Genomic DNA, 21,603 nt, shown 5'->3' on the forward strand with positions numbered 1-21,603 from the left:
CCATAAAGTTGGTTTGGAAGATTGTGAGATTTTAATAATACTACGTTTGTTGTTTCTGAAACATATTTTTATACAGAATGGTTTAGATAAAGCTTAGTGAAGATATCAGACCGACCCTTCTGTTTGCTTACGCCTGAGTGTCCTCTAGTTACCAAAAAGTGAGGAACTTTGAGTGTAATTACATTCCAGAAAAGAAGCGGTAGAAGCATTGATATTAGGGTAATGTTCATACTTTTGGCTTACGATATAGCAATGTCAAGTTGATTTTTAATTTGAAGGAGAATTATTATGGCTAGTAAAAATTATTACGACGTAACAGAATGGCCTGTCGGTAATCCGTATGAAGATATTGGTGAGGTAATTAATAGCATTATAGCGGATATTAAAAGTAGGCAAACGAACACTGATGTGAATAAAGGCGGGAAGCCCGGAGCGGTTATCTATATTCCACCAGGAGATTATCATCTATGCAGTCAAGTGGTTATAGACATCAGTTTTCTTAAAATTATGGGATCTGGACACGGGTTTACATCTTCGAGTATTCGTTTTAATACTCCTGAGAGTGAATGGGCGAATTTACATGAATTGTGGCCGGGAGGAAGTCGCATACTCGTAGATATTCCCCTAGAAGAAAATGACGAGGAATATAAAGGAGCTGCCTTTTATGTTGAACGAAGTGGAGATCCCCGAATAAGTTCGGTCGAGTTTTCTAACTTTTGTATAGATGGTTTGCATTTTAATGATGATGGTTCGGGAGACACAAATCCGGAAAACACATACACTAACGGGAAAACGGGAATTTATGTTGCAAGCGCTTGTGATTCGTTTCGGATTACAGGCATGGGGTTTGTGTATTTAGAGCATGGAATTACTATTTATCATGCAGATGCACTGACTATACATGATAATTTCATAGCTGAATGTGGCAACTGTATAGAACTGCGAGGTTGGGGGCAGGCTTCAAAAATAACCGATAACTTGATAGGAGCCGGTTTTAAAGGATATTCAATATACGCTCAAAATTTTGGGGGACTTTTGATTTCAACGAATAATGTTTTTCCAAGAGGTGCGAGCAGTATCTATTTTGATGGTGTGACACGCTCCAGTATCACAAATAATAGACTTCATTCATTTTATCCAGGAATGGTTGTATTCAGGGAGAATTGTTCTGAAAACTTGGTTTCTTCCAATCACTTTTTACGTGACCATGAACCTTGGGCTCCTTTTCTGGGAATAGACAATGGCTTAGATGATTTGTATGGTCTCCTCTATATCAGTGGGAATAATAATACTGTAATTGCTAATCACTTTTCTGAAGTAATTAATACTGAGAATATCAAGCCGGTAGGTGCTACACCCGTAATCATACGTATTGTTTCGGGTAATGGAAATTATATTTCTAATAATCATGTTGTTGCTACCAACGTTCATGCCAAGATAAGTGATTCTTGTTACTCTGCGCAAGTAGAAGCTTTGTTAACTACCGAAGCATCAGAGCAGTTGACTGTAACAACAGTATTAGTAGAAAAAGAATCGCTTGAAAATACGATTCTTGATTCGGGAACTGACAAACATGTTGTTGTCGACAAAACTGTAAATGCATTTAGAGCTACTCCAACGCCAGGAGTATAAATAGTGTGACAGCGAATAGGGAAAAATGAAGATTTATGACAATTAATTGTGAATAGATGAGCACAGTCATTCTCCAGCGCCTAGCCAGTTTTTTATCTATGGATGATCTCCCTTGAGTATCTTGTGAAAAGCATGGTATAAAAAAAGATGCTTTTCACGACTTGAGGTCTTAAGTCGCCCCCTCCGGAGGGCAAGGCCCATCCTGCGGGTAACGGCTTAAGCTTGTCGGGGCGAGCAAGGCGCTTGCACTTTTCTTATCTTCCACATATGAATGGAAGGAGTAACGAAATGATGATAATAAACAATAAATTTAGACATACGTTTCACTTAATGCCTAAGTATGGATGGATGAACGATCCGAATGGTTTTTCAGAATATAATGGAATCTATCATCTGTTCTATCAATATTATCCATATGGAACAGAGTGGGGTCCTATGCACTGGGCTCATGCTGTCAGCGAAGACTTAATTACTTGGAAGCATTTAGACATCGCGCTAGCCCCCAGTTTAGAATTTGATAGGAATGGAATTTTTTCAGGAAGTGCCTTACAGGTTGGTAATGAACATTGGCTTTACTATACAGGGCATACTGATACGTATTTAGATAAAGCTTATGACCCATCTTTCAAAAAAATAGAAGAGGAAGTAAAGGAAGATCAGCCTATTATTAGACAAGTTCAATGTCTAGCAACCTCAAAAGATGGTGAAAATTATACAAAGCTAAATAAACCTGTGATTGGTACAGAGCAATTACCTAAATTCATTAAACCGGAGGATTTCAGAGATCCAAAGGTATGGATGCATCATGAAACATTCTATATGGTTGTTGGGGCTAAGAGTGTAAACGACGAAGGGCATGTCTTGTTCTTTCAATCAAGTGATGGACTAAAATGGGATTACTTAAATAATCTGTCATTAGGTCGAGAGTATGGAACTGTATGGGAATGTCCGGATTTATTTGAACTTGATGGAAAGCATGTGTTAATGTTTTCTCCTCAATTTAAACCTAGAATGGGACATAAGTTCGAAAATGTTTATTCAACAATGGCATTAATTGGATCATTTAATTATGAATCAGGTGAGTTCACCATAGAGTCAGAAAAAGAACTTGACCAAGGCTTTGATTACTACGCGACGCAATCACTTTTAAATTCTAAAGGTGAAAGAATAACAGTTGCTTGGATGAATATGTGGTTAATAAAATACCCCTTACATGAAGGGAACCATGGTTGGAACGGTTCGATGACTCTACCACGAGTATTATCTTGTGAAAATGGAGTTTTGAAGCAAAACCCCATTAAAGAAATTGAGAAGTATAGAAAAAATAAAATATCGCATCATGAGATGGTTATTGATGGTGAATTAAAGAATGAACATTTCAATGGTTATTGTCAGGAATTTGAAATGAAAATTGATATGTCAAGCTCAACAGAATTTGAGATTAGGTTGTATGAATCAGAGGATGAGAGATTTATTATTAAATTAGACAAGAAAAACAGTTTCATTTCAATGAATCGTTTTTATACTAAACTTCCATCAATGTCTACAATTAGCCCTCATGACTTCACGAGAAGTTGTCCTGTTCAATTAGATGACAAAGTGACATTAAGAATTTTCGTTGATGTATCTTCTGTTGAAGTGTTTATTAATGATGGAGAAGAAGTAATGACATCTTTATTTTTTTCAGAAAAGCATAGTGATGCTGTCGTGTTTGCTTCTATTGGGAAGACAGTTATTAGTGAATTTAACAAATATGAAATAGAGGTAAAATAGATGAAACGTGTTGTTACGATGGGAGAAGTGTTAATTGACTTTATTCCGAGTAAAAAAGACTGTTTGTTGAAAGAAGTTGAATCGTTCTCTAAGAAACCAGGGGGAGCACCGGCAAATGTAGCAGCGTGTGTTTCAAGATTGGGTGGAAATGCGAAATTCATTGGGCAAGTAGGTGATGATGCATTTGGTGACTTTCTTTTAGATGTTCTTATGGAAGAAAAAATCAATGTTGATCATGTCTATAAAACGAAAGAGGCAAATACGGCTTTAGCATTTGTATCATTACGAGCTGATGGAGAACGTGATTTCTCATTTTACAGAAAACCAAGTGCTGATATGTTGTTGAGTGAAGAAAAAGTAGATAAAAGCATATTTAGTAGTAATGATATCCTTCATTTTTGCAGTGTGGATTTAATCGAAGCGCCTGTTAAATATGCACATATAAAAGCGATTAACGTTGTGAAAGAATTAGGTGGATTGATAAGTTTTGATCCAAATGTGCGACTACCTCTATGGGAGAATCATGAAGAATGTCGTCAAACTATTTGTGACTTTATTCCATACGCTGATATATTAAAAATTAGTGATGATGAACTTCTATTCATAACGAATCAAAAGGATGAAGAGAGTGCACTAAAAAGAATAAAAGAACTAAATCCACAATTGACATTTCTTATAATCACAAGAGGTGGAGAAGGTGTAGATGCTTGGTATGACGGTGTTCATACGTTTGTTCCTGGATTCAAAGTAAATGTTTTAGACACAACTGGTGCAGGAGATTCCTTTATTGGCGCGTTTTTATTTGCATTATCTCAAGGTGCTGATTTCCGTATAAATGAAATTTTAAAATTCTCAAATGCAGTAGGTGCTCTTACAACGATGAGAGAAGGAGCTATTAGTGCTTTACCAACATATGATGAAGTTAAACAATTCATAGATTCCTAGGCAGAGTGGGGACGGTTCTCATGCTGCCATCTGTGATTTCTCTGTATGGAACTTGTCTTTTTACTCCCATAAGAGCAGAGTTCACATTCGCCTTCTTTTGACATGTTACTTATTACATGAATTAACTACCGAACAGATATCTAATCAAACGTTTGTTTAGATATTTGTTCGGTATTTTTATTATAGGTCATGCTTATTTGAATATCACATTTAGGCACCTATGGAGGGTTTTAGCATATATATGTGATTAGGCTAAATCGATGTGTCCTTATTAAAGTTAAACAATTTTTATAGATTATTATATAAATTAAGAGGAGGTAAATAATGGTTGATTGGACAAAAGCCAATGATGAAGAATTACGAGAATTTTTAGATGAGATCGATATTAAAAATATGCGTTCTTGGTTATTACGTTTTTCTCCAGCCGAGCTACCCCACCATAACGGTGACGTAACAAGGTTTATTCAGTCCCACCAGGGAAAATAAACCCTTAAATATTTTCAGCAGTAGCTATGACAATGGAAATAATTATGCACGCTGTAACGGGAGATTTATTGATTTTATGAAAAGGCCTATGGTTGATTTATTTACTCCACAAAAATTGGAGGACTTGATTAATTTTCAGACAAGCAATCTCATATTTCTCAGAGTGCTAGATGGGCCGATATTGGTGTAAATGTCTTCGCTAATAAAATGATGAATATCCATGGGGACTTTTTAATATGTTGTAAAAAAGAACAGTATGGTGAGTAACGGATTGGCTACCTTTTGAAACCAGGTCCTTACCGCTTTTTAATCTAATGTGTGAGCTATTGCCTGATGCATGAGCTGGAATTTTCTTTAGTATAGGTTGTTATATTTTGTTTTGTTTTGGTTTATTTATTTTAGATGAACCCCCAAATAGATTTTTTCCCACATCTTTTCCCATTCCAACCCGTAATTTTAAATCATCAATGCTTTAAAAACTCGAATACTTGAACTATTTTCTTTCGTGTAAGGTACATGTCTAATGGGCGTGAGGAGGGTACAATTTTCAGTAATAATTGCTACACTCTTTATAGCTGTCTCGGATGATGTTGTCATTTGAATCACTTTTCTGATTTTCCATTAAAGAGGGCTTAAGCTGCTACTAAGTTAATAAATACTTCTAAACATTGATGCCATTCATGGAAAGGAGTGCCGGTATGTCAAGAAAGACATTCATAAGCATATTAGCATTACTTCTAGTATTTTCTATTAGTTTAGTAGGGTGTAGTAATCAGGAATCAATGTCACCAGCAGAGGATAGTGAGCCTAAGGATTCGGAAGTAGTACAGCACAATGGTGAAAATGAAGAGGGAATAGAAGAACAAAGTGACATAAAAGAAGAAAAACAAGCTGAAACAAAATACGAAGAAGAAAAGACAGAAGAAGTAGGAGAAGTTCAAGAAGCAAGTGAAGACGCAGAAGATAATCGATCATTGAATGAAGAAAGCAACGAAGAAAACATTAGTGAAAGCAACGCAGGAGGCAGTGAAGAAACCAATACAGAAAGTTTGAAGGAACATCAAGAAAACGTAGTGTATATTAGTGTTAACAGGCTTAATGTCAGAACGGATAGCAGGGCCGACAGTAAAACCCTAGGAAGCTTAGGCAAGGGTAATGAGGTCACAGTTATTGAAGAAGTTAAAAACGAAGAAACAACGTGGTACAAGATTCGATATGAGAATGCAGAGGGTAGTAATGAAGGTTGGGTTTCATCTGAATATACAGTGAAGGACATACATGAACTTCTTTCATCGCCAACTATTTTTCAGGATGAAGAAATGAATACGTATTTTACATCATCGACTCTTTTTGATGACCATACAGTTATAGCTTATTACGGGCATCCCAATTCAGAAATCATGGGCATTGTAGGGCGTCACTCTAAGGAAGAGCTTATATCCCTTCTCCAAAAGACCTCAGAAAAATATGATGCTGTTAACGAAGATAAGAGCGTTATCCCAGCGATATATCTTGTTTACGGGACAGTCCAGCCTAGGGGCGAAATTAGTACAATGAGTTTTGATCTTGTGATGTCATATATTGAGACGGCCTATAAAAATGGTGTCTTAGTATACCTTGACCACCAAATAGGAAAGCATGACCCCGTTAATGCTATTAATGAAACCTTACCGTTTCTGAGATTTCCAAATGTTCATCTAGCCATTGATCCGGAGTGGCGTACAGATAAACCGATGAAAGAGGTAGGTTATGTGACTGGCGAGGAGCTGAATGCAATTCAAAACAAGATGCGTGAATATATGACAACAAATGAAATAGAGGGCAAACGCCAGCTTGTTTTTCATCAGTTTCTTGATTCAATGATACATGATATTGAAGCTGTATCCGTTGATTATGACCCAGTGTGGCTTGTTCATAATACATCTGGGTGGGGCCCTCCTGAAGGGAAAATAGCCACCCATACGAGAAATGCCAAGGCAACGAATATACCATACAAAGGCTTTAAATTATGGTATTTCTATTCGAATAAACCAGGGGTCCACTTTGATAATCCGCTCATGACTCCGGAGCAGGTTTTGGAACTCAATCCAGCACCTGGGCTTATTATTTATCAATAAGGTATTAGTTTAGATGTATTTCTTTTGCTGTGTTAGTAAGAAGCCGAACGATAATGCAACAATAAAGAAAGAAAATTTTTAACAAAAAAACTTAAAAAAGCATTGGTAATAAAAAAACCAATGCTTTTCTACCTCTTGAAATAAATGACGATTGAATGTAATTGTTATTTGAAATTCTCTTTGATTGTATCAAGATATTTAACTAATTTATTAGTCTAATTGTAAATCAAAATAGAGACCTTTTAATTTAACCAGGCTTGTGCTTTATCTTTTTCATTATCGTTAAAATGTTTAACCTCAATTCCGGGTAAAATGTCAGTTATTTTGCTCCCCATTTCAACCCAGTGTTTATCACTAACAACGGCAATCTTATTAAAGTCTTTCATATTTTTAATATCAAATTTAATGTCTTCTAATAATCCATTCATCGAGTATTTAACATCTTCCATAACCAATAACAAATTAAGTTCTTCCTGATTGTCTTTTTTTTGTTTAAAGTACTGTTCAAACTCATGAATATCATTTTCACTAATTTTACCCTGTACTTCTACGTCAATAATGTGATCAATTTCATTTGAATTTATTGAAATCATAAACATACCTCCTATAATTGATTGATTCCCTAGTTCCCAACTTATAAAACATTAATCCCATTATGGAATCTATCAATCCGTAGAGTACAAAGGTACGTTGCTATTGATGAAATAAGGAACGTAGTTATGTTTGAATTCCATTGTTAAGGATGGATGGGAAGTGAAAACACATATAAATAAGTTAATTGTATATTTCATAGTTTATGCAATTGTCTTATAATCTATAAAACCATCAATTAATTAGCGGAGATAATGTTGTTAGGTACATTAGTACAACTAATGATTCTTCACCTTTTTAAAAAGAATTGGTAGCTATTATGAATAGATTTAAGGTTAAATGGGAAAAGCATACAGAGGAGGGGGCTGTATGCAGATAACAACGTTTGCGTTTGCAATAATACTAGCATGTATGCATATCTTTGCTAAGAATATGCGTTTTATACGTCTGATTCCTAGAAGTCGATTTTTATCATTAGGCGGTGGCGTATCTGTTGGGTATGTATTTATTCATATCCTACCTGAATTAAACGAACATCAAGAGTTAATAGAACATAATAAGTTTTTGCTTAGTTATCTTGAACATCATGCATATTTATTGGCAATGCTTGGCCTGGTAATATTTTATGCCTTAGAAAGAATTGCGAGGGAATCTCAGAGGAAAAATCAGCAAGACACAGGGAAAAACCAACCGAAGAAAAAAACCTTTTGGCTACATATGAGTTCCTTTTCATTCTATAACGGACTAATCGGATATTTACTTATTCATAGAGATTCTGAAGGATTATTAAGTTTGATTTTATATGTAATTGCTATGGCCTTACATTTTATTGTTGTCGATTATGGCTTACGGACTCACCACAAAGATATCTATAATCGTACTGGTAGATGGTTATTAGCTTTAGCAGTAATGATGGGATGGGGAATTGGTGTCATAACTGAAATACCGGAATCAGCTTTAGCCTTACTTTTCGCATTTTTATCCGGAGCAATTATTTTAAATGTTTTAAAAGAGGAACTACCTGAAGACCGAGAAAGCAGTACGTGGGCATTTTCATTAGGAGCGATTGGATATGTAGTTCTACTATTAGCTGTCGCTTAACCTTAGGTTCGGTTTTTTAGTTATAATCCCAAGTTTTAAAAGTCTATTGATATTGGTGGGTTTGAATTTAAGTTTATTAGTTTTATATAAGCTTTCACTATGTTTGAGGCTGAATTGATTTTGATGACAACCTTGAGAAAGATAGTCAATTTTCCATATTCAGTTGCAATGACCGGATATTCCAATTGTACTTGCTAGCACTGTGTTACTGTATCCTAGCAGGGGTCTGGCCCCAAATCTCTATAGGTATGTATTTTAATGTTCTCTCGGACGAATGGATTGGGGGATTTTTGCTATTACTTGCTATCGTACTGCTAGCACTTTGTTACTGTATCCTAGCAGGGGTCTGGCTTCAAATCTAAACGCAGATGCCAATGCCATTGAAGGTATAAAAACCATGACAGTTCCTTTTTTGGGTCTGTTTGGAGAAAAAGATCAAAACGTAGATGTTTATGAGAGTTATAAAGTCTATGATGAGACATTTAAAGCCATGGGCAAAGAAAACTATGAACTTAAGATTTTTTCAGATGCCACTCATGAGCTTTTAAAAAGTAAGTATCAAGACCAAGAACCCCTTCTTTTGATCCACAGTTTTCTTATTGGAGATAAAATCTATACAAGTGATTTTTTGGATACTTTAAGCAACTGGATAAAGAATTTGCCTTAGAAAGGAAATTATTCGTCAAAAAATCATAAAGCCAGTCCAGATATGGGCAAAGGGATGTTTTAGGGCTTGTATGGAACAGCACGAGGGACGAGAAGGGAGAGAAAATGGGGGCGAATCAGCGGATGATGCGGCAACCCATGTGTTAGCCGACTTCATTTTTTAAAAATAAAGTCGTCACAGATTTGGAGATAAAAAGAGGGCAAAAGTGAAACAAAAAACGAGAAAAACGGACATTTTTGAGACATCTATATTTTAACAGCGAATGAAGGAATGCGGGTTGGCGGGGTGGGAGGATAGGCGGACAATTATGGGGGACAGAATTTGCTTGATATATAATCCCTCGAGTTCTTAGTTCGGGGGATTTTTGCTATTACTTGCTATCGTACTGCTAGCACTGTGTTACTGTATCCTAGCAGGGGTCTGGCCCCAAACCCGCATCCAATTCCTCTTCGAAATAAAAGGTATTTGGATATTCCTTAAGAATATAGGAGAAACGCTTCATGGTATTCACATACATCCATTTGTTAATTGTAACTAACTCCCCGGTCGATTTTACACGCACTTTTTGATTATGGGTGAATTTATTCGTATTTTTCACTAATATCTCACTCTCATTTTGTATTTTGATCATAAGAACTATTCTTAGTGTACCACAAATAATCAGATAAGCTTTATAATCCTTTTTATGTTATAAATTCCCAATAAAGGCTATACTATTAATAGGAAGGGAAAACCCCTTTGGTCTTCTGGTGTATCGACTCGCCGGCAGAGGGTGTGAGACAAACACAGGAAGGATGACCATATTGACCGCATTTCTATACCAAGTAAAAGCAGGAGACGGTTTTAAAATGAAAGTGCTTCAAAGAAAGAATTCATTTTTCAATTCTCCTGAAGAGGCTGTTTCTGAGGCTTTGGTGCTTAAGGAAGGCATGGATAAGAGATATAAGCATGGAATACAATGGGATTATAAAGGGAAAATGGTAGGTTCGGTTAAAAAACTTAAATTTCTAAGAGGGTATTTAGAGGGTGACCGAGATACTCCTGCTTTTTACTTACAGATTATTAAAGTAGAAAATGAACAGGATGAGTTACAAGCGAATACTCCAAAAAAGCCAAAGAAAGTCACTCAAAAAGACAAGACAGTAATGAAAAGGGTCCTAAAATTACATCAATGAAATAGAAGCCTTGAAAAAAAGCTAAAAATGCCATCATGAAGGTGGCATTTTTTTAATGGAGTCTAAACGTCAGTGATGGACCCCATCTATCTAATGACTCTAAGAACAGTGGATAAAAGTACGATGTGACTTTTATGAGGGAGTATACAATTTTAAGAATTCATTCTTTCCCAGACCTTATTGAAGAAATAGAAAAAACATCAAAGCTGTTTATTAGACAATATGATGCTGTTGATGAAAATGAAAAATGTGTAGTACAAATATACCTATTAAACCAGGGGGACAGTTCTAGTAGTCAATAAGAGACCAGAAGAACCTTCCCTTGATGAATAATTGATTTAGAACATTAACAATGACAACAGAATGATTAAAGTAGTGGTGGCCCATAACAAATATGTATTTAATTTTCCGTCATGATAGGTACTTAGCTGATAGCCTGTAGTTACGAACACTGTAGCTAGTTTACGATACAAATCATAATGTAGAATTCTCTCATAGTTCTTCACTAAATACTTCTTTAAAAAAATAAATACAAGAATGGACCAGAGAAAGGGATAAATGCCACTTAACATGTGTTTTGTATCAAAATATTTTATATCTAGATTAACAGTAGCCAAATTTTCTAACAGGGAAGGACTAATACCAACCAATAGCATTAGAACAGTTAAAACTCCCAAGCCGAACTGCATACTAATGGCTGTTTTTTTCTCTACGTTAAATTGATTCTTTTTAAAAAAGGCATAATATATAAATTTTAAAAATATGAGAGATGTCCCAAAACTCATCACGTTGAAGCCCCAGGTTAATAATGGTTCATGTAACGAATCTTTAATAATGGTCTTACTCACATATCCATTAAAAAATGGAACGCCAGCTATCCCCAAAAAAGCTACCATTGTTGCTATAGACGTGACAGGAAGCTTTCTACCCATGACTCCTAAATTCTCAAAAGTATCCTCCCCGGTAGTATAGATGACAACTCCCACTGCCATAAATAATACCGTTTTATATAAAATGTGATTCACTACGTGAAAAATAGCTCCTGATATTCCTGCTTCGGTACCTATACTTATACCAATAATCATAAAACCAACCTGGATGATGATGGAATAGCTCAAAAACTTTAGGACTTGGTTTTGTCTTAAGGCCATTACAATGCCAAACAACGCTGAGATGAGTCCGGCATAGGCTAACCAATGTATCCCTGGCACCAAGAGGCTCATGACATAGACGCCCACTTTTGTCGTAAATATCGACAATACGACTGAAACATAAAAAGGGGCTTTGCTGTAAGCGGGTGGCAGCCAAGTATGAAAGCCCATAAAGGCCAGTTTAACTCCTACCGCAATCATGAAAAAAGGCATGCCAGCCTCTATAGTATTCAAAGTTAACGTTCCTGTCGCGGAGTACTGTAAAAATATCCCCCATAATAAACATAAGCTTCCTGCCACATGCATTAGAAAATAATAGTACCCTATTTTTTTAGTTGTATCACTTGCCATCATAATAATAAAAGCTGAACTGATTGTCATGAGTTCCCAGAAAACATATAGAGTAAAAAAATCACCAGAAAAAACGACAGTCAGCGCACTTCCAATAAACAGAAATATTAACCTTAAGTTACTTATAGAACAAACATGAATACAATACATGACAGAAGCGAGGCCACCGACAGTAAAAATTAATCCTGTTATTTTACTAATATTATCTACTCTAAAAGGGGTGAGAGTATAATGAAGAAACTCCAGTTGTACGCTATAACCGAGTACTAGATTAAACGTAATAATAAGAGCTCCTACAGTAATGAGGAGAGAAATGACGTATTTTATTTTTTCATGAACAGCCAAAAATAAAAGTAAAGCACCTGTTATATACAAAATACCTGGAGTAATCATCGTCAACCTCCTAGTAACACTCGTATGTAAGCACTATTATCCAGCAGAAATGCCGGTATATGATAAATCAGACGTAAAGGCAAAGAAGGGAATATACCAAACACAATACATAAACTACCGAGAAATATTGTTGGTAATTGTAAAAATAAACCGGGTTTCTTTATTAATTTTTCTTCTTCCGTTTTTGTATATAATGTAACAATGACTTTTAAATAGTACGTTAAAGATAAAAACGTTCCCACTAGAATTGAAAAAGCAGCATACACAAAGCCAGCTTCTAGGGCTGCTTCGACTATAAGCCATTTACTCATAAATCCATTGAAGGGTGGTAGGCCCACTATCGAAAGCCCAGCAACCACGAAGACAAATGTAAGTAGGGGGAATTTGTAACCTAACCCTTTAAGTTCCTCAATATCAACAGTGTTTAAACTGTAATAAAAAATGGCTACAACTAAAAATAAAGTTCCTTTCATGATGGCATGATTTAAAATATGGAAACTCCCACCGATTAATCCTCCTTCACTGCCCACAAATAATCCGATCGTGATATAGCCTATCTGGGCAATGCTAGAATACGCAAGAAGGCGGATTACATTTGACTGCTGAAAGGCTAAAACATGCGCAATCACAAACGTAATGACTCCCCAGAAAACACCAATCTTTAACATGCCACTTTCAGAGAGAAATTCAATTCCAAAAATAATATATAAAACTTTGATTAAGGCATATACAGCAGATTTCATCATCAATCCCGAAGAAAAAACATTATAAGGGATAGGGGAGTCTTCATACGCATCTGGTAGCCAGGCATGCAGGGGAAATAAGCCTATCTTTATGACATAGCCAAAAACAAAAAAAGACATCAGTGTACTTTTTAGCAGGATTGGGATATGTTCAAAGGCCAAGGCAATTTCAGCCATATTGAGAGTGCCAGTTACATAATACGTTAAGATGGTAGCTAGTAAAATGAAAAAGCTCCCCAATGTAGACATAGTTAAATACTTGAAAGTACCTTCTATCCCCTTATCAGTCTTTTTTAGAGCCGTCAAAGCGCAAGAACTGAGAGAACTCACTTCCAAGAAGACATACAGATTGAATAAATCAGTAGTCATAACCATGCCTGCAATACCAGCTATCATTACATAGGTAAGAATGAAATATGTGTGTTTATTGATCGTGATATATTCTAAGGAAAAAATGATAACAGGTATAAATAATACAGCTATTATCAACAACATCATAGCGGAAAAAGGATCCGCCATTACATTAATTCCTAACAGTCCCCATCCACCAATACTGTAAACTCTTGGGGGATAACTATTTTGAATGGTTAAAATTAATACATATAAATACAAGACCGCACTACCGGTTACTAGAGGAAAAAATATCTGTTTGAAATATAGTTTAGAAATGCCAAGAAAGAAGGCAGTTAATAAAGGTAAAAGTATAACCCAGACAGCTGATTGCAATGTTTTCCTCCCAAAAATAAATTATCCTCTCAGTTTTCGGACCTCATCAATGTTTAAAGTTCCATACCTTTTATGTATTTTAATTATTAAAGTCAGCATGACAGCTGTCACACTTCCCCCGATAACAATGGCTGTTAAAGCCAGTGCCTGAGGGATAGGATCTACTACTATTTCATATTCCCTGTCTAAAATAGGAGCAGTTCCACCCGGTTTATAACTTATCAGTATTAATAATAAAATTAAGGAAGTTTCTGCAATCGTAAATCCTATAGCAATTTTTATTAAATTTTTTTCGGTAATGATCGTATACAATCCCAGACAAAACAAAATTATGACTACAAAATAGGGTATGGCCACTGTTACTCCTCCTTAATTAAACTATTGAAAATTTTGGCCAGACCAGCTCCTACTTTAAAACCAATCATTATATTTAAGTAAGGGATCAATCCGGCACTAATTAATTCCCCGGGATTTCCAAGGCTAAAACTACTCTGCCCGTTGGCCAGAAAATTACTTCCTGTGAATATTCCGAGTAATCCCAGTAATATAAAGTTAATGGACCCAATATTTTCTAATAACGATTTGTTGTTAGGTTTGATTTTATATTCGGAGAATTCAACACTATGAATTATGGTCAGCAGTATGGGGATTATAGCCAAAACAACTCCGCCGACAAAACCTCCGCCAGAACTGAGATGACCAAAACATATTAAATATGCTCCTAAAACAGCTAAAAATGGAATCATAAATATTAGAGTTTCATAAACAATCATGGTAAATGTAGTACCAAGCATGACTCCTTTTTTTGCGGGAACCAGAAAAGCTAAAGCTGCAGCAGCAGTTAAAAGGACAGTCGCTTCACCTAAAGTATCAAGCGCTCGGTAGTCATATAGGACTGACGTAACTAAATTTATCGAACCAGTTTCCTTTACCCCTTGAGAAATGTAGTGTTCAGCTAAATATCTGTTAGTATCAAGATTATGAATGTCTTTAAATATAAGGAATAAGAAATTAGCCAACAACAAAATAAGGCTTATTTTATAGAAGCTTTTAACCATCTCATACATCCTACTCATCTCGTAGGAGCTCCCGTTTTATTGATAGTTATTACAAAAAAACAAGTAGTTAAGCCGGCAGCAATGACCGCTTCAGCCAGAGCAGCACCCGGAGCTTGGAGTATCACAAAAATTAGTACTAAAGTAGCACCAAATATGGGGAGAGTAATAACGGCGTTGAGCATATCTTTAGTAAATACAATAAAGAATGCGGTAAATAGTAAGAAAATCATCAAAATATTAAGTATGATATCAATCATGATTTTACCTCCCATCATTCACCAATATCGTTTTTCGGTATGGGTGTTTCCTCATAATTATTCGGAACATTGGCTATAACATGAGTTGCTACAGGCAGCGTGATGAATAAAAAAATAATGATGACAAAAAGCTTGAAAGAAATAGATCCGATTCCTTCCTGCACGATACATCCTACTAAAATTGAAATACCTCCAGCCATCAGACATTTGGAGCTAATATGTAACCTGGTATACAAATCAGGAAGTCTAATCATACCCACAGTTGTACTAACCAAAAAATAAAAGCCCGTTATAAAACATATATAGACAAATATTTGACTTAACATATCAATTAAATGAATCATCAACTCCTCCTTTTTCTGCTTTTCCTAAATATTTAGCCATCATTAAAACAACTACAAATAATAAAGCTCCGTAAACTAAAGCCACATCAATAAAAATTTCTCTTTCAAAATAATAACTTAATAACACTAGCACTAATAAAAACATGACACCTATAGAATGCATAGCAGCTAGTTTATCATGTACACTGGGACCTTTCATTACTCTATAAAAAGTTAAAATAGCTAATAAAACAATGGCGAGTATTAAATAAACCACGATATATCACCCTCAAGAATAAATAAATAAACAAGCATACATGATCACTTCGTAAACTCAATTAATCAAATATTTTTGCTATTAAATTTTCATGTTTACGGATACGTGCTTTCTTTATTTCTGCTTCTTCATCACTGTGAACATCTATCCAGTGAATACGATAGTCTCTATTAAAATTATCAATATCAATTGCCAGTGACCCTCGAGGTAATGTGATAAAATTGGCGAAAACTGCAATACTGTTTAGATTTCCAAGAGATGTTTCGATTCTAACCATGCGGGAAGAAATTGAAGGTGTTCTTTCAAATGCATGTTTGGATACTCTGAATGCAGATAGGAATACATCATATATAAAAGCACTGACTACTAAATATATGTAATATAACTTTAAGAAAAATGCCTTCGTCACATATTTCTTTTGTACTAATCTAAATACAGTATCAGGCAACTTAAGCGAAACCAAAGAACAAATAATACTACCTAACAACAAAACTTGAATATTAACTTTGCCTGCAAAAACAAACCATAATGCCAGAGTTAGAACAAATGTTAATATTTTTATCTTCAAATTAAGTCCTCACTTTACATGTAGTAAAATTACACTCCACGGTTGTAATCGATGGAAAACATATCAACTGTTTCTTATTGTTACCATAGGGTGACTTATTATTAAAAATAATTGAGTTCTAAAGTAAGGAGAAATCCAATGTAGCATTCTCAATACTAGTTCAATTGAATGTTTGGGAGCCAACTTCGGGCATGCTGCCTACTCCGCCTCTAAGGCTGGTCTTCATGGGCTGACTCGTTCGGTGACGGTGGATCAGTAATACTAAGCATCCAAATTTGAGCTGACAGAAAAACAAATCCAAAAAGTAAATGAACTTCAAACAATGCAAAAATGACTTAATCACAAATTAAGATAAATAGCTTCATTTACACTATACATAGCCTGAATGAATTGGATTAGTTAGAACGCTTTATGCGGTGAAAGTCGCACGTACAGTGTGAACAGGGGGCGATAATTATTAAAACAGGGTATCATGCCCACGACTCCAATTAATGTGTACGTCTTTCTCAATGAAAAACTTATACAATTCAACTTATGTTCCCCCAACTTCTTTTGGAAAGTACTACGGAAACTAACGGATGCGAATGTACAATAAGGGAAAAGGATAACGTTTTTATTGTCGATAGAATTATTATTTCTGCTAGCACTTTAATCGTTTATCATAGCAGGGGACACATACCTTAAACATAACTTTTTTAAACAACTCTATTAATCTTATTGTTTTCTTCATGATGTGTATGAGATTATAGTCGTAAGACATCATAGGGAGGCAGTTTTGTGAAAAAGCTACAATATAAAATACTATTAGGTTTTGCGTCAGTATTATTATTAGTGATTATTATTGCTAGTTTTAGTTACTATCAAATTAAAAAAGCGAATGAGATTGCTGAAGAAGTCGCAGCAGATGATTTAGTTGAGTTAATGTATTATGAGTCACTTCGTTTTAATTTGGCAGAGAGAATAGGTGCCATGAGAGGATTTTTGGTCTATGAAGACCCTGCTTTTATTGATAAATTTTATAAACTCTCTGAAGAAAGTGATATCATTGGATCAAACTTAGCGAATAGAAGTTCAACTGAAGAATTAAAAACTCTTCAACCAATAGTGGATAATAGCATGGCCTTTAGTGAAAGTGTGAATAACGTCTTTGAACTCTATCTTCGTGGAGATAAAAAAGAGGGTGCTCGGTTAGTAAAAGAAACCCGACAACAAACGGAGCTGCTTATTGAGGAACTAATGCAAGATCTAGAGAGTGCTGTTGATAGTAAACAAAAGAAAACTGAAATAGCAACAAGTGAAATGGTTAATAATGGAAAAAAGACTATAAATCTTATAATGATTCTGTCTCTAGCATCCATATTAATAGGAATTATAATATCAATAATTATAGCTCGTATGATAATAAAACCTATTTTAATGGTTGTTAGACGAATTCAAACTATTGCAACGGGTGATTTATCAGGAGAAGAAATGAAAATTAGATCCAAGGATGAAGTTGGACAGCTTGTTGTTGCTGTAAATCATATGGTGGAAAACGTGAAAGAATTAATATTAAACACTCGTGAAACCTCTGAACAAGTTGCAGCAGCCTCAGAAGAGTTAACAGCTAGTGCGGAGCAGACGAATAAAGCAACTGAACATGTATCTTTATCGATGGAAGAAGTTGCGACGGGCTCTGAGCAGCAAGTCTTAAGTGTATCAAAAGTTAATTCTATCGCTTTAGAAATATCATCTGGTATGGGAAAAGTGGCTTCAACAATTCATTCAGTTGCGCTGTTAGCAGGGAATACAAATGAAAAAGCCACTTCAGGAAATCAAGTGGTGACTCAAACCATTGAACAAATGAATACTACACAAGCACAGGTAACTGATACTGCTAAAGTGGTGAATCAATTAGGAATTAAATCGAAAGAGATTGGTCAAATTGTGGAGCTAATTACACAAATTGCAAACCAAACAAACTTGCTTGCACTAAATGCGGCGATTGAAGCATCAAGAGCTGGAGAGCATGGTAAAGGATTTGCTGTTGTTGCTGATGAGGTGCGTAAGCTAGCTGAACAATCGGGAAGTGCTGCTGAGGACATTCAAAAGCTTGTTAGTCAGATACAAAATGAAGCAAACAATGCTATTGAAGAGATGAATAAAGGGTCAGCTTCGGTAAGTGAGAGTATTCAAATGGTTCATAAATCAGGATTTGCTTTTAAAGAAATAGTAGACATGGTGATGGAGATCTCTTCTCAAACGCAGGATGTTTCAGCAGTTATTAAGGAAGTACATGTTGGATCGAAAGAAATGGTTGAAAAGATGGAAGAGGTGGGGAGTATATCACAACAAACGGCTGAGAATTCTCAAAGTGTAGCCGCCGCTTCTGAGGAACAATCTGCTTCAATGCAAGAAGTTACAAGCTCTGCAAGTTCGCTATCATATATGGCTGAAGAATTACAGACTCTTGTTAGTAGATTTAAAATATAAAAGTAATATTGGTGTTTAAAAAGGCTACCGTTTTGGCGTTTGCATTTAGTTTGACTGCTTTCGTATAGGTTGTTTTAGGTATTCTTGAAACACACTTTAATAAAAGTATGATGTGTGTTCAATGCAAGAATATGTCTGTAAAAAGCTATAGTAAATATCGGTCCTGTTCAGTCCTCTCTTTTAAGACTGACTGAGGAATTTAACTAAAAACATAAGTGTGTTATATGATCCCTCGGACAAATAGTTCGGGGGATTTTTTGATAGGGGTGCTGATTTGGACGCATTATCATATTGGCTTAGCAAGTATGTATACCCCTTCTACATTATCAGAAATCACTAGCCTTATTCTTTATTGATATAGATAAATTTAAAGACATAAATGATCAATATGGACATGATATAGGAAATCAAGTACTCATAGTATTTGCTGATGTTTTACAAAAAGTGTTTCATTCTAATTCTCTAGTGTTTAGGCTAGGGGGAGATGAATTTAGGAGGTTGTCAAATAAGTCAAGCGGAAAAGATGGTTATATTAGATGAAACCGTAGTGGGGATTATTTTATCATAATCTAATTGAGTAGGTGATATTAATCAAGAAACTCTGATGTTTTTGAAAAGATGGATTGAATAAATATTTGAGGAGGTAGATATATGCAAAAGGGGTTATTGCACCATATCGAATTATATGTATCAGATTTAAAAAGGACAGTTGAATTTTGGGGCTGGCTCCTTGAGGAATTAGGTTATAGTTCTTATCAAAAATGGGAAGGTGGCCATAGTTGGATATTAGGTGATACATATATTGTTTTTGTTCAGGCAGAGGATAGGTTTTTAGATGTTACTTACCATAGGTGTCGAGTAGGATTAAACCATCTAGCATTTCATGCGAAATCACGTCAACATGTGGACGATATTACAAACAAATTAAGAGATAGAAACATCACTATACTTTACTCTGATAAACATCCATTTGCAGGGGGAGAAAACTATTATGCAGTATACTTCGAAGACCCAGATAGAATTAAAGTAGAACTCGTTTCCCCAAAATAGATAAATGAAGAAGGCGAAGCCAACAGGTTCATTGGTTTTAGAAAAGAACGTTAAAGTGTGCGGTCTATTCTTATTTGACCTACTCTGCGCAGCTTTTAGATAGTATAAAATGACATGTAACAATGGATATATATGTTAAAATATAATCATATATGTGAAATGATGATCATAAGGCAATAATCATTCTATAAGTAGTTTTGGAAAGAATATATAAGGGGTGTGAGTCTATGGAAATAAGAATTGAGAATAGTGGTGGAGAAATTTCATACATTGTTTCTAGAGTTTCTAACAGGTATGAAGAAATACTGAAAAATCAGTTTTACCAACTCGAAGATGGGAATTATGTGAAAAGGTTTTCTAATAAGACCGAAAACATTCAGAGAATCTCAGAAAACTTTAAATTATATGCAGAAGAGATGTTTAATCAGATGGGTTATTTTTCAGAAGTGAAATGGAAAGAAGCACTGCTAGGCTTTATAAAAAAAGTAGAAGGTCATGATATAAGTTGGTGGCTAACTGGTAGCTGTGCATTAGCGGTAAGAGGAGTTGCCACTACCCCCCATGATGTAGATATTATGCTAGACTCGAAAGATATTAATAAAATAAATGATATTTTCGGAGAATATGTAGTTGAACCTATTGAGGCTACTGAAGGTTGGGTTGTAAAGTATTTCGGTGTATTGTTTTTAAATGCAAGAATAGATGTTGCATTTGATCCGGAAACTTATATTGACCAACCATACCTAACAGATTTTGGTCCTCATGCTCAAAAGAACTTAGAAGAAGTAGATTTTGAGGGCTATTCTATAAAAGTTCCACCACTACAACTTCAGTTAGATGTTAATAAGAGAAGAGGTCGAGTAGATAGAGCAAAGGCAATAGAAGATTATCTAAATCTTTAAAAAAACACCATTATGAACTCCTCATACACTTAACTATGGGATGCTTACTTTAAAATAGAAAAATATAAAAATTATTTTGTTGCGCAAGTCATTCATGTATTTTAAAACCACTACAGAGAATGAAAAAAATTATTTTCATGGTAGTACACCGATACTAATTAATATACATATAGTATTATATGGGGTCTTTTATGAGTAAAGGCACTGTTATAACAAGTAAACACCTATATACCTCGCATATATGCGAGGTACTGTAAGCCACACTAGGTGTGTAGCATAATATATGGGTGTTCTAGTAAATTTTTGCGGTTTTCAAGTTAAATTAATGTGTGTGTTAAGTTCCCTCAAACGAAAGGTACGTGGGGTTTTTATAAATAGTTTACTATACGTTTTGTTTCAAATATGTGATTTTTCAGGAATATATAGGGGTATCCCGCATGTACTCTTACTGCCATGTATCTTGTAATTAATACATGTCAGCTATTAGTGCTAGCACTGTGATATTTTATCCTAGCAAGGAACAGGCGGCTTAGATTACGTTGAATTCAGCTCTTCGTAAGAGCACTATCCGCTGTCTAATGCTTTTTTGTCTTAAAGCTAAGTACAATTCAGCTTTTGTTGCATTATAATAGGGAAGAAAAAACTATAAAACGATACACAAAGGTCAATACACCAAGGATAAACCAACCAAAAAAGGACAAATTTAAAACAAAAATATTGAATTTCTCACCATGTGTCATTTTCTTACTTAATTCTAATGCTTCCTTATAGCCCATTTTAGGGTTATTTGAAAGCCTTCGCACGGAATTTTAGCTCGTTTCTTTTCCACATATATATTCCTCCAT

24 protein-coding genes and 1 pseudogene are annotated in these 21,603 nt (G+C 35.2%); 15 read left to right on the forward strand and 10 right to left on the reverse strand.

Going from position 1 to position 21,603, the window contains the following annotated elements:
• Nucleotides 1-288 precede the first annotated feature (288 nt).
• From EJF36_RS02270 to EJF36_RS02285, 5 genes are all read left to right on the forward strand, one after another.
• A complete protein-coding gene (locus tag EJF36_RS02270) occupies nucleotides 289-1,632 on the forward strand; it encodes a NosD domain-containing protein (protein ID WP_125904811.1) in 1,344 nt (447 codons plus the stop codon).
• A 288-nt stretch (nucleotides 1,633-1,920) separates the two neighbouring features.
• Entirely contained in the window at nucleotides 1,921-3,405 is a 1,485-nt protein-coding gene (locus EJF36_RS02275; protein WP_185806790.1) for a glycoside hydrolase family 32 protein, read from the forward strand.
• Nucleotides 3,406-4,350 (forward strand): carbohydrate kinase family protein, encoded by a 945-nt coding sequence (locus EJF36_RS02280; RefSeq protein ID WP_125904813.1) that lies wholly within the window; start codon nucleotides 3,406-3,408, stop codon nucleotides 4,348-4,350.
• 324 nt (nucleotides 4,351-4,674) lie between these two features.
• Nucleotides 4,675-4,836, forward strand: a complete 162-nt coding sequence (locus EJF36_RS21390) for a hypothetical protein (protein WP_185806791.1) — start codon at nucleotides 4,675-4,677, stop codon at nucleotides 4,834-4,836.
• Between the two features lie 698 nt (nucleotides 4,837-5,534).
• Nucleotides 5,535-6,953: an SH3 domain-containing protein gene (locus EJF36_RS02285; protein ID WP_185806792.1), complete on the forward strand. Its 1,419-nt coding sequence runs from the start codon at nucleotides 5,535-5,537 to the stop codon at nucleotides 6,951-6,953.
• 242 nt (nucleotides 6,954-7,195) lie between these two features.
• Here the strand turns inward: EJF36_RS02285 and EJF36_RS02290 are convergent, their stop codons facing one another.
• Complete coding sequence (locus tag EJF36_RS02290) at nucleotides 7,196-7,546, reverse strand: SpoIIAA family protein (protein WP_185806793.1); 351 nt, start codon at nucleotides 7,544-7,546, stop codon at nucleotides 7,196-7,198.
• Nucleotides 7,547-7,913: 367 nt separating this feature from the next.
• Here EJF36_RS02290 and EJF36_RS02295 point away from each other — a divergent pair, with 367 nt between their 5' ends.
• From EJF36_RS02295 to EJF36_RS21395, 4 genes are all read left to right on the forward strand, one after another.
• Nucleotides 7,914-8,645, forward strand: coding sequence for a ZIP family transporter (locus EJF36_RS02295; protein ID WP_125904816.1), 732 nt, complete (start codon nucleotides 7,914-7,916; stop codon nucleotides 8,643-8,645).
• A 274-nt stretch (nucleotides 8,646-8,919) separates the two neighbouring features.
• Nucleotides 8,920-9,312 carry an alpha/beta hydrolase family protein gene (locus tag EJF36_RS02300; protein WP_125904817.1) on the forward strand — a complete coding sequence of 131 codons (393 nt, stop codon included), beginning with the start codon at nucleotides 8,920-8,922 and terminating at the stop codon, nucleotides 9,310-9,312.
• A gap of 803 nt (nucleotides 9,313-10,115) precedes the next feature.
• Nucleotides 10,116-10,487, forward strand: coding sequence for a hypothetical protein (locus tag EJF36_RS02310; RefSeq protein ID WP_125904818.1), 372 nt, complete (start codon nucleotides 10,116-10,118; stop codon nucleotides 10,485-10,487).
• A gap of 134 nt (nucleotides 10,488-10,621) precedes the next feature.
• The gene (locus EJF36_RS21395; protein WP_185806794.1) at nucleotides 10,622-10,789 is read left to right on the forward strand and encodes a hypothetical protein; all 168 of its coding nucleotides are present in this window, start codon (nucleotides 10,622-10,624) and stop codon (nucleotides 10,787-10,789) included.
• A gap of 36 nt (nucleotides 10,790-10,825) precedes the next feature.
• Here EJF36_RS21395 and EJF36_RS02315 read toward each other — a convergent pair whose 3' ends face one another.
• From EJF36_RS02315 to EJF36_RS02350, 8 genes are all read right to left on the reverse strand, one after another.
• Nucleotides 10,826-12,382 carry a proton-conducting transporter transmembrane domain-containing protein gene (locus EJF36_RS02315; RefSeq protein WP_125904819.1) on the reverse strand — a complete coding sequence of 519 codons (1,557 nt, stop codon included), beginning with the start codon at nucleotides 12,380-12,382 and terminating at the stop codon, nucleotides 10,826-10,828.
• 2 nt (nucleotides 12,383-12,384) lie between these two features.
• Nucleotides 12,385-13,851, reverse strand: coding sequence for a complex I subunit 5 family protein (locus tag EJF36_RS02320; protein ID WP_125904820.1), 1,467 nt, complete (start codon nucleotides 13,849-13,851; stop codon nucleotides 12,385-12,387).
• A 21-nt stretch (nucleotides 13,852-13,872) separates the two neighbouring features.
• Entirely contained in the window at nucleotides 13,873-14,208 is a 336-nt protein-coding gene (locus tag EJF36_RS02325) for a sodium:proton antiporter (RefSeq protein ID WP_125904821.1), read from the reverse strand.
• Between the two features lie 2 nt (nucleotides 14,209-14,210).
• Nucleotides 14,211-14,909 (reverse strand): hydrogen gas-evolving membrane-bound hydrogenase subunit E, encoded by a 699-nt coding sequence (gene mbhE / locus EJF36_RS02330; protein WP_221760710.1) that lies wholly within the window; start codon nucleotides 14,907-14,909, stop codon nucleotides 14,211-14,213.
• Between the two features lie 14 nt (nucleotides 14,910-14,923).
• Nucleotides 14,924-15,166: a Na(+)/H(+) antiporter subunit B gene (locus tag EJF36_RS02335; RefSeq protein WP_125904823.1), complete on the reverse strand. Its 243-nt coding sequence runs from the start codon at nucleotides 15,164-15,166 to the stop codon at nucleotides 14,924-14,926.
• 14 nt (nucleotides 15,167-15,180) lie between these two features.
• Complete coding sequence (locus tag EJF36_RS02340; protein ID WP_125904824.1) at nucleotides 15,181-15,510, reverse strand: cation:proton antiporter; 330 nt, start codon at nucleotides 15,508-15,510, stop codon at nucleotides 15,181-15,183.
• Entirely contained in the window at nucleotides 15,494-15,766 is a 273-nt protein-coding gene (locus EJF36_RS02345) for a monovalent cation/H+ antiporter complex subunit F (RefSeq protein WP_125904825.1), read from the reverse strand. Before EJF36_RS02345 ends, EJF36_RS02340 begins: the two co-directional genes overlap by 17 nt.
• A 61-nt stretch (nucleotides 15,767-15,827) precedes the next feature.
• Nucleotides 15,828-16,334 carry a Na+/H+ antiporter subunit E gene (locus tag EJF36_RS02350; RefSeq protein ID WP_125904826.1) on the reverse strand — a complete coding sequence of 169 codons (507 nt, stop codon included), beginning with the start codon at nucleotides 16,332-16,334 and terminating at the stop codon, nucleotides 15,828-15,830.
• A gap of 145 nt (nucleotides 16,335-16,479) precedes the next feature.
• Between EJF36_RS02350 and EJF36_RS02355 the strand changes: the two genes are divergently transcribed.
• The 6 genes and pseudogenes from EJF36_RS02355 (at nucleotide 16,480) to EJF36_RS02375 (ending at nucleotide 20,758) form a co-directional block, all read left to right on the forward strand.
• Nucleotides 16,480-16,593: an SDR family NAD(P)-dependent oxidoreductase gene (locus EJF36_RS02355; RefSeq protein WP_260471970.1), complete on the forward strand. Its 114-nt coding sequence runs from the start codon at nucleotides 16,480-16,482 to the stop codon at nucleotides 16,591-16,593.
• Nucleotides 16,594-17,111: 518 nt separating this feature from the next.
• Nucleotides 17,112-17,864 (forward strand): annotated as a pseudogene (locus EJF36_RS22080) (HAMP domain-containing protein); the annotation flags it as partial.
• A 123-nt stretch (nucleotides 17,865-17,987) separates the two neighbouring features.
• Complete coding sequence (locus EJF36_RS22085; RefSeq protein ID WP_395940610.1) at nucleotides 17,988-18,806, forward strand: methyl-accepting chemotaxis protein; 819 nt, start codon at nucleotides 17,988-17,990, stop codon at nucleotides 18,804-18,806.
• Between the two features lie 309 nt (nucleotides 18,807-19,115).
• The gene (locus EJF36_RS22090; protein WP_125908236.1) at nucleotides 19,116-19,346 is read left to right on the forward strand and encodes a GGDEF domain-containing protein; all 231 of its coding nucleotides are present in this window, start codon (nucleotides 19,116-19,118) and stop codon (nucleotides 19,344-19,346) included.
• Nucleotides 19,347-19,457: 111 nt separating this feature from the next.
• Complete coding sequence (locus EJF36_RS02370) at nucleotides 19,458-19,856, forward strand: VOC family protein (protein WP_125904828.1); 399 nt, start codon at nucleotides 19,458-19,460, stop codon at nucleotides 19,854-19,856.
• A gap of 227 nt (nucleotides 19,857-20,083) precedes the next feature.
• Nucleotides 20,084-20,758 carry a nucleotidyltransferase domain-containing protein gene (locus EJF36_RS02375; protein ID WP_221760711.1) on the forward strand — a complete coding sequence of 225 codons (675 nt, stop codon included), beginning with the start codon at nucleotides 20,084-20,086 and terminating at the stop codon, nucleotides 20,756-20,758.
• Between the two features lie 623 nt (nucleotides 20,759-21,381).
• Here the strand turns inward: EJF36_RS02375 and EJF36_RS22095 are convergent.
• Nucleotides 21,382-21,561: a DUF975 family protein gene (locus tag EJF36_RS22095; RefSeq protein WP_221760712.1), complete on the reverse strand. Its 180-nt coding sequence runs from the start codon at nucleotides 21,559-21,561 to the stop codon at nucleotides 21,382-21,384.
• Nucleotides 21,562-21,603: the final 42 nt, after the last annotated feature.

Origin of the sequence: Bacillus sp. HMF5848 (assembly GCF_003944835.1) — a bacterium.
Taxonomy (GTDB): domain Bacteria; phylum Bacillota; class Bacilli; order Bacillales; family HMF5848; genus HMF5848.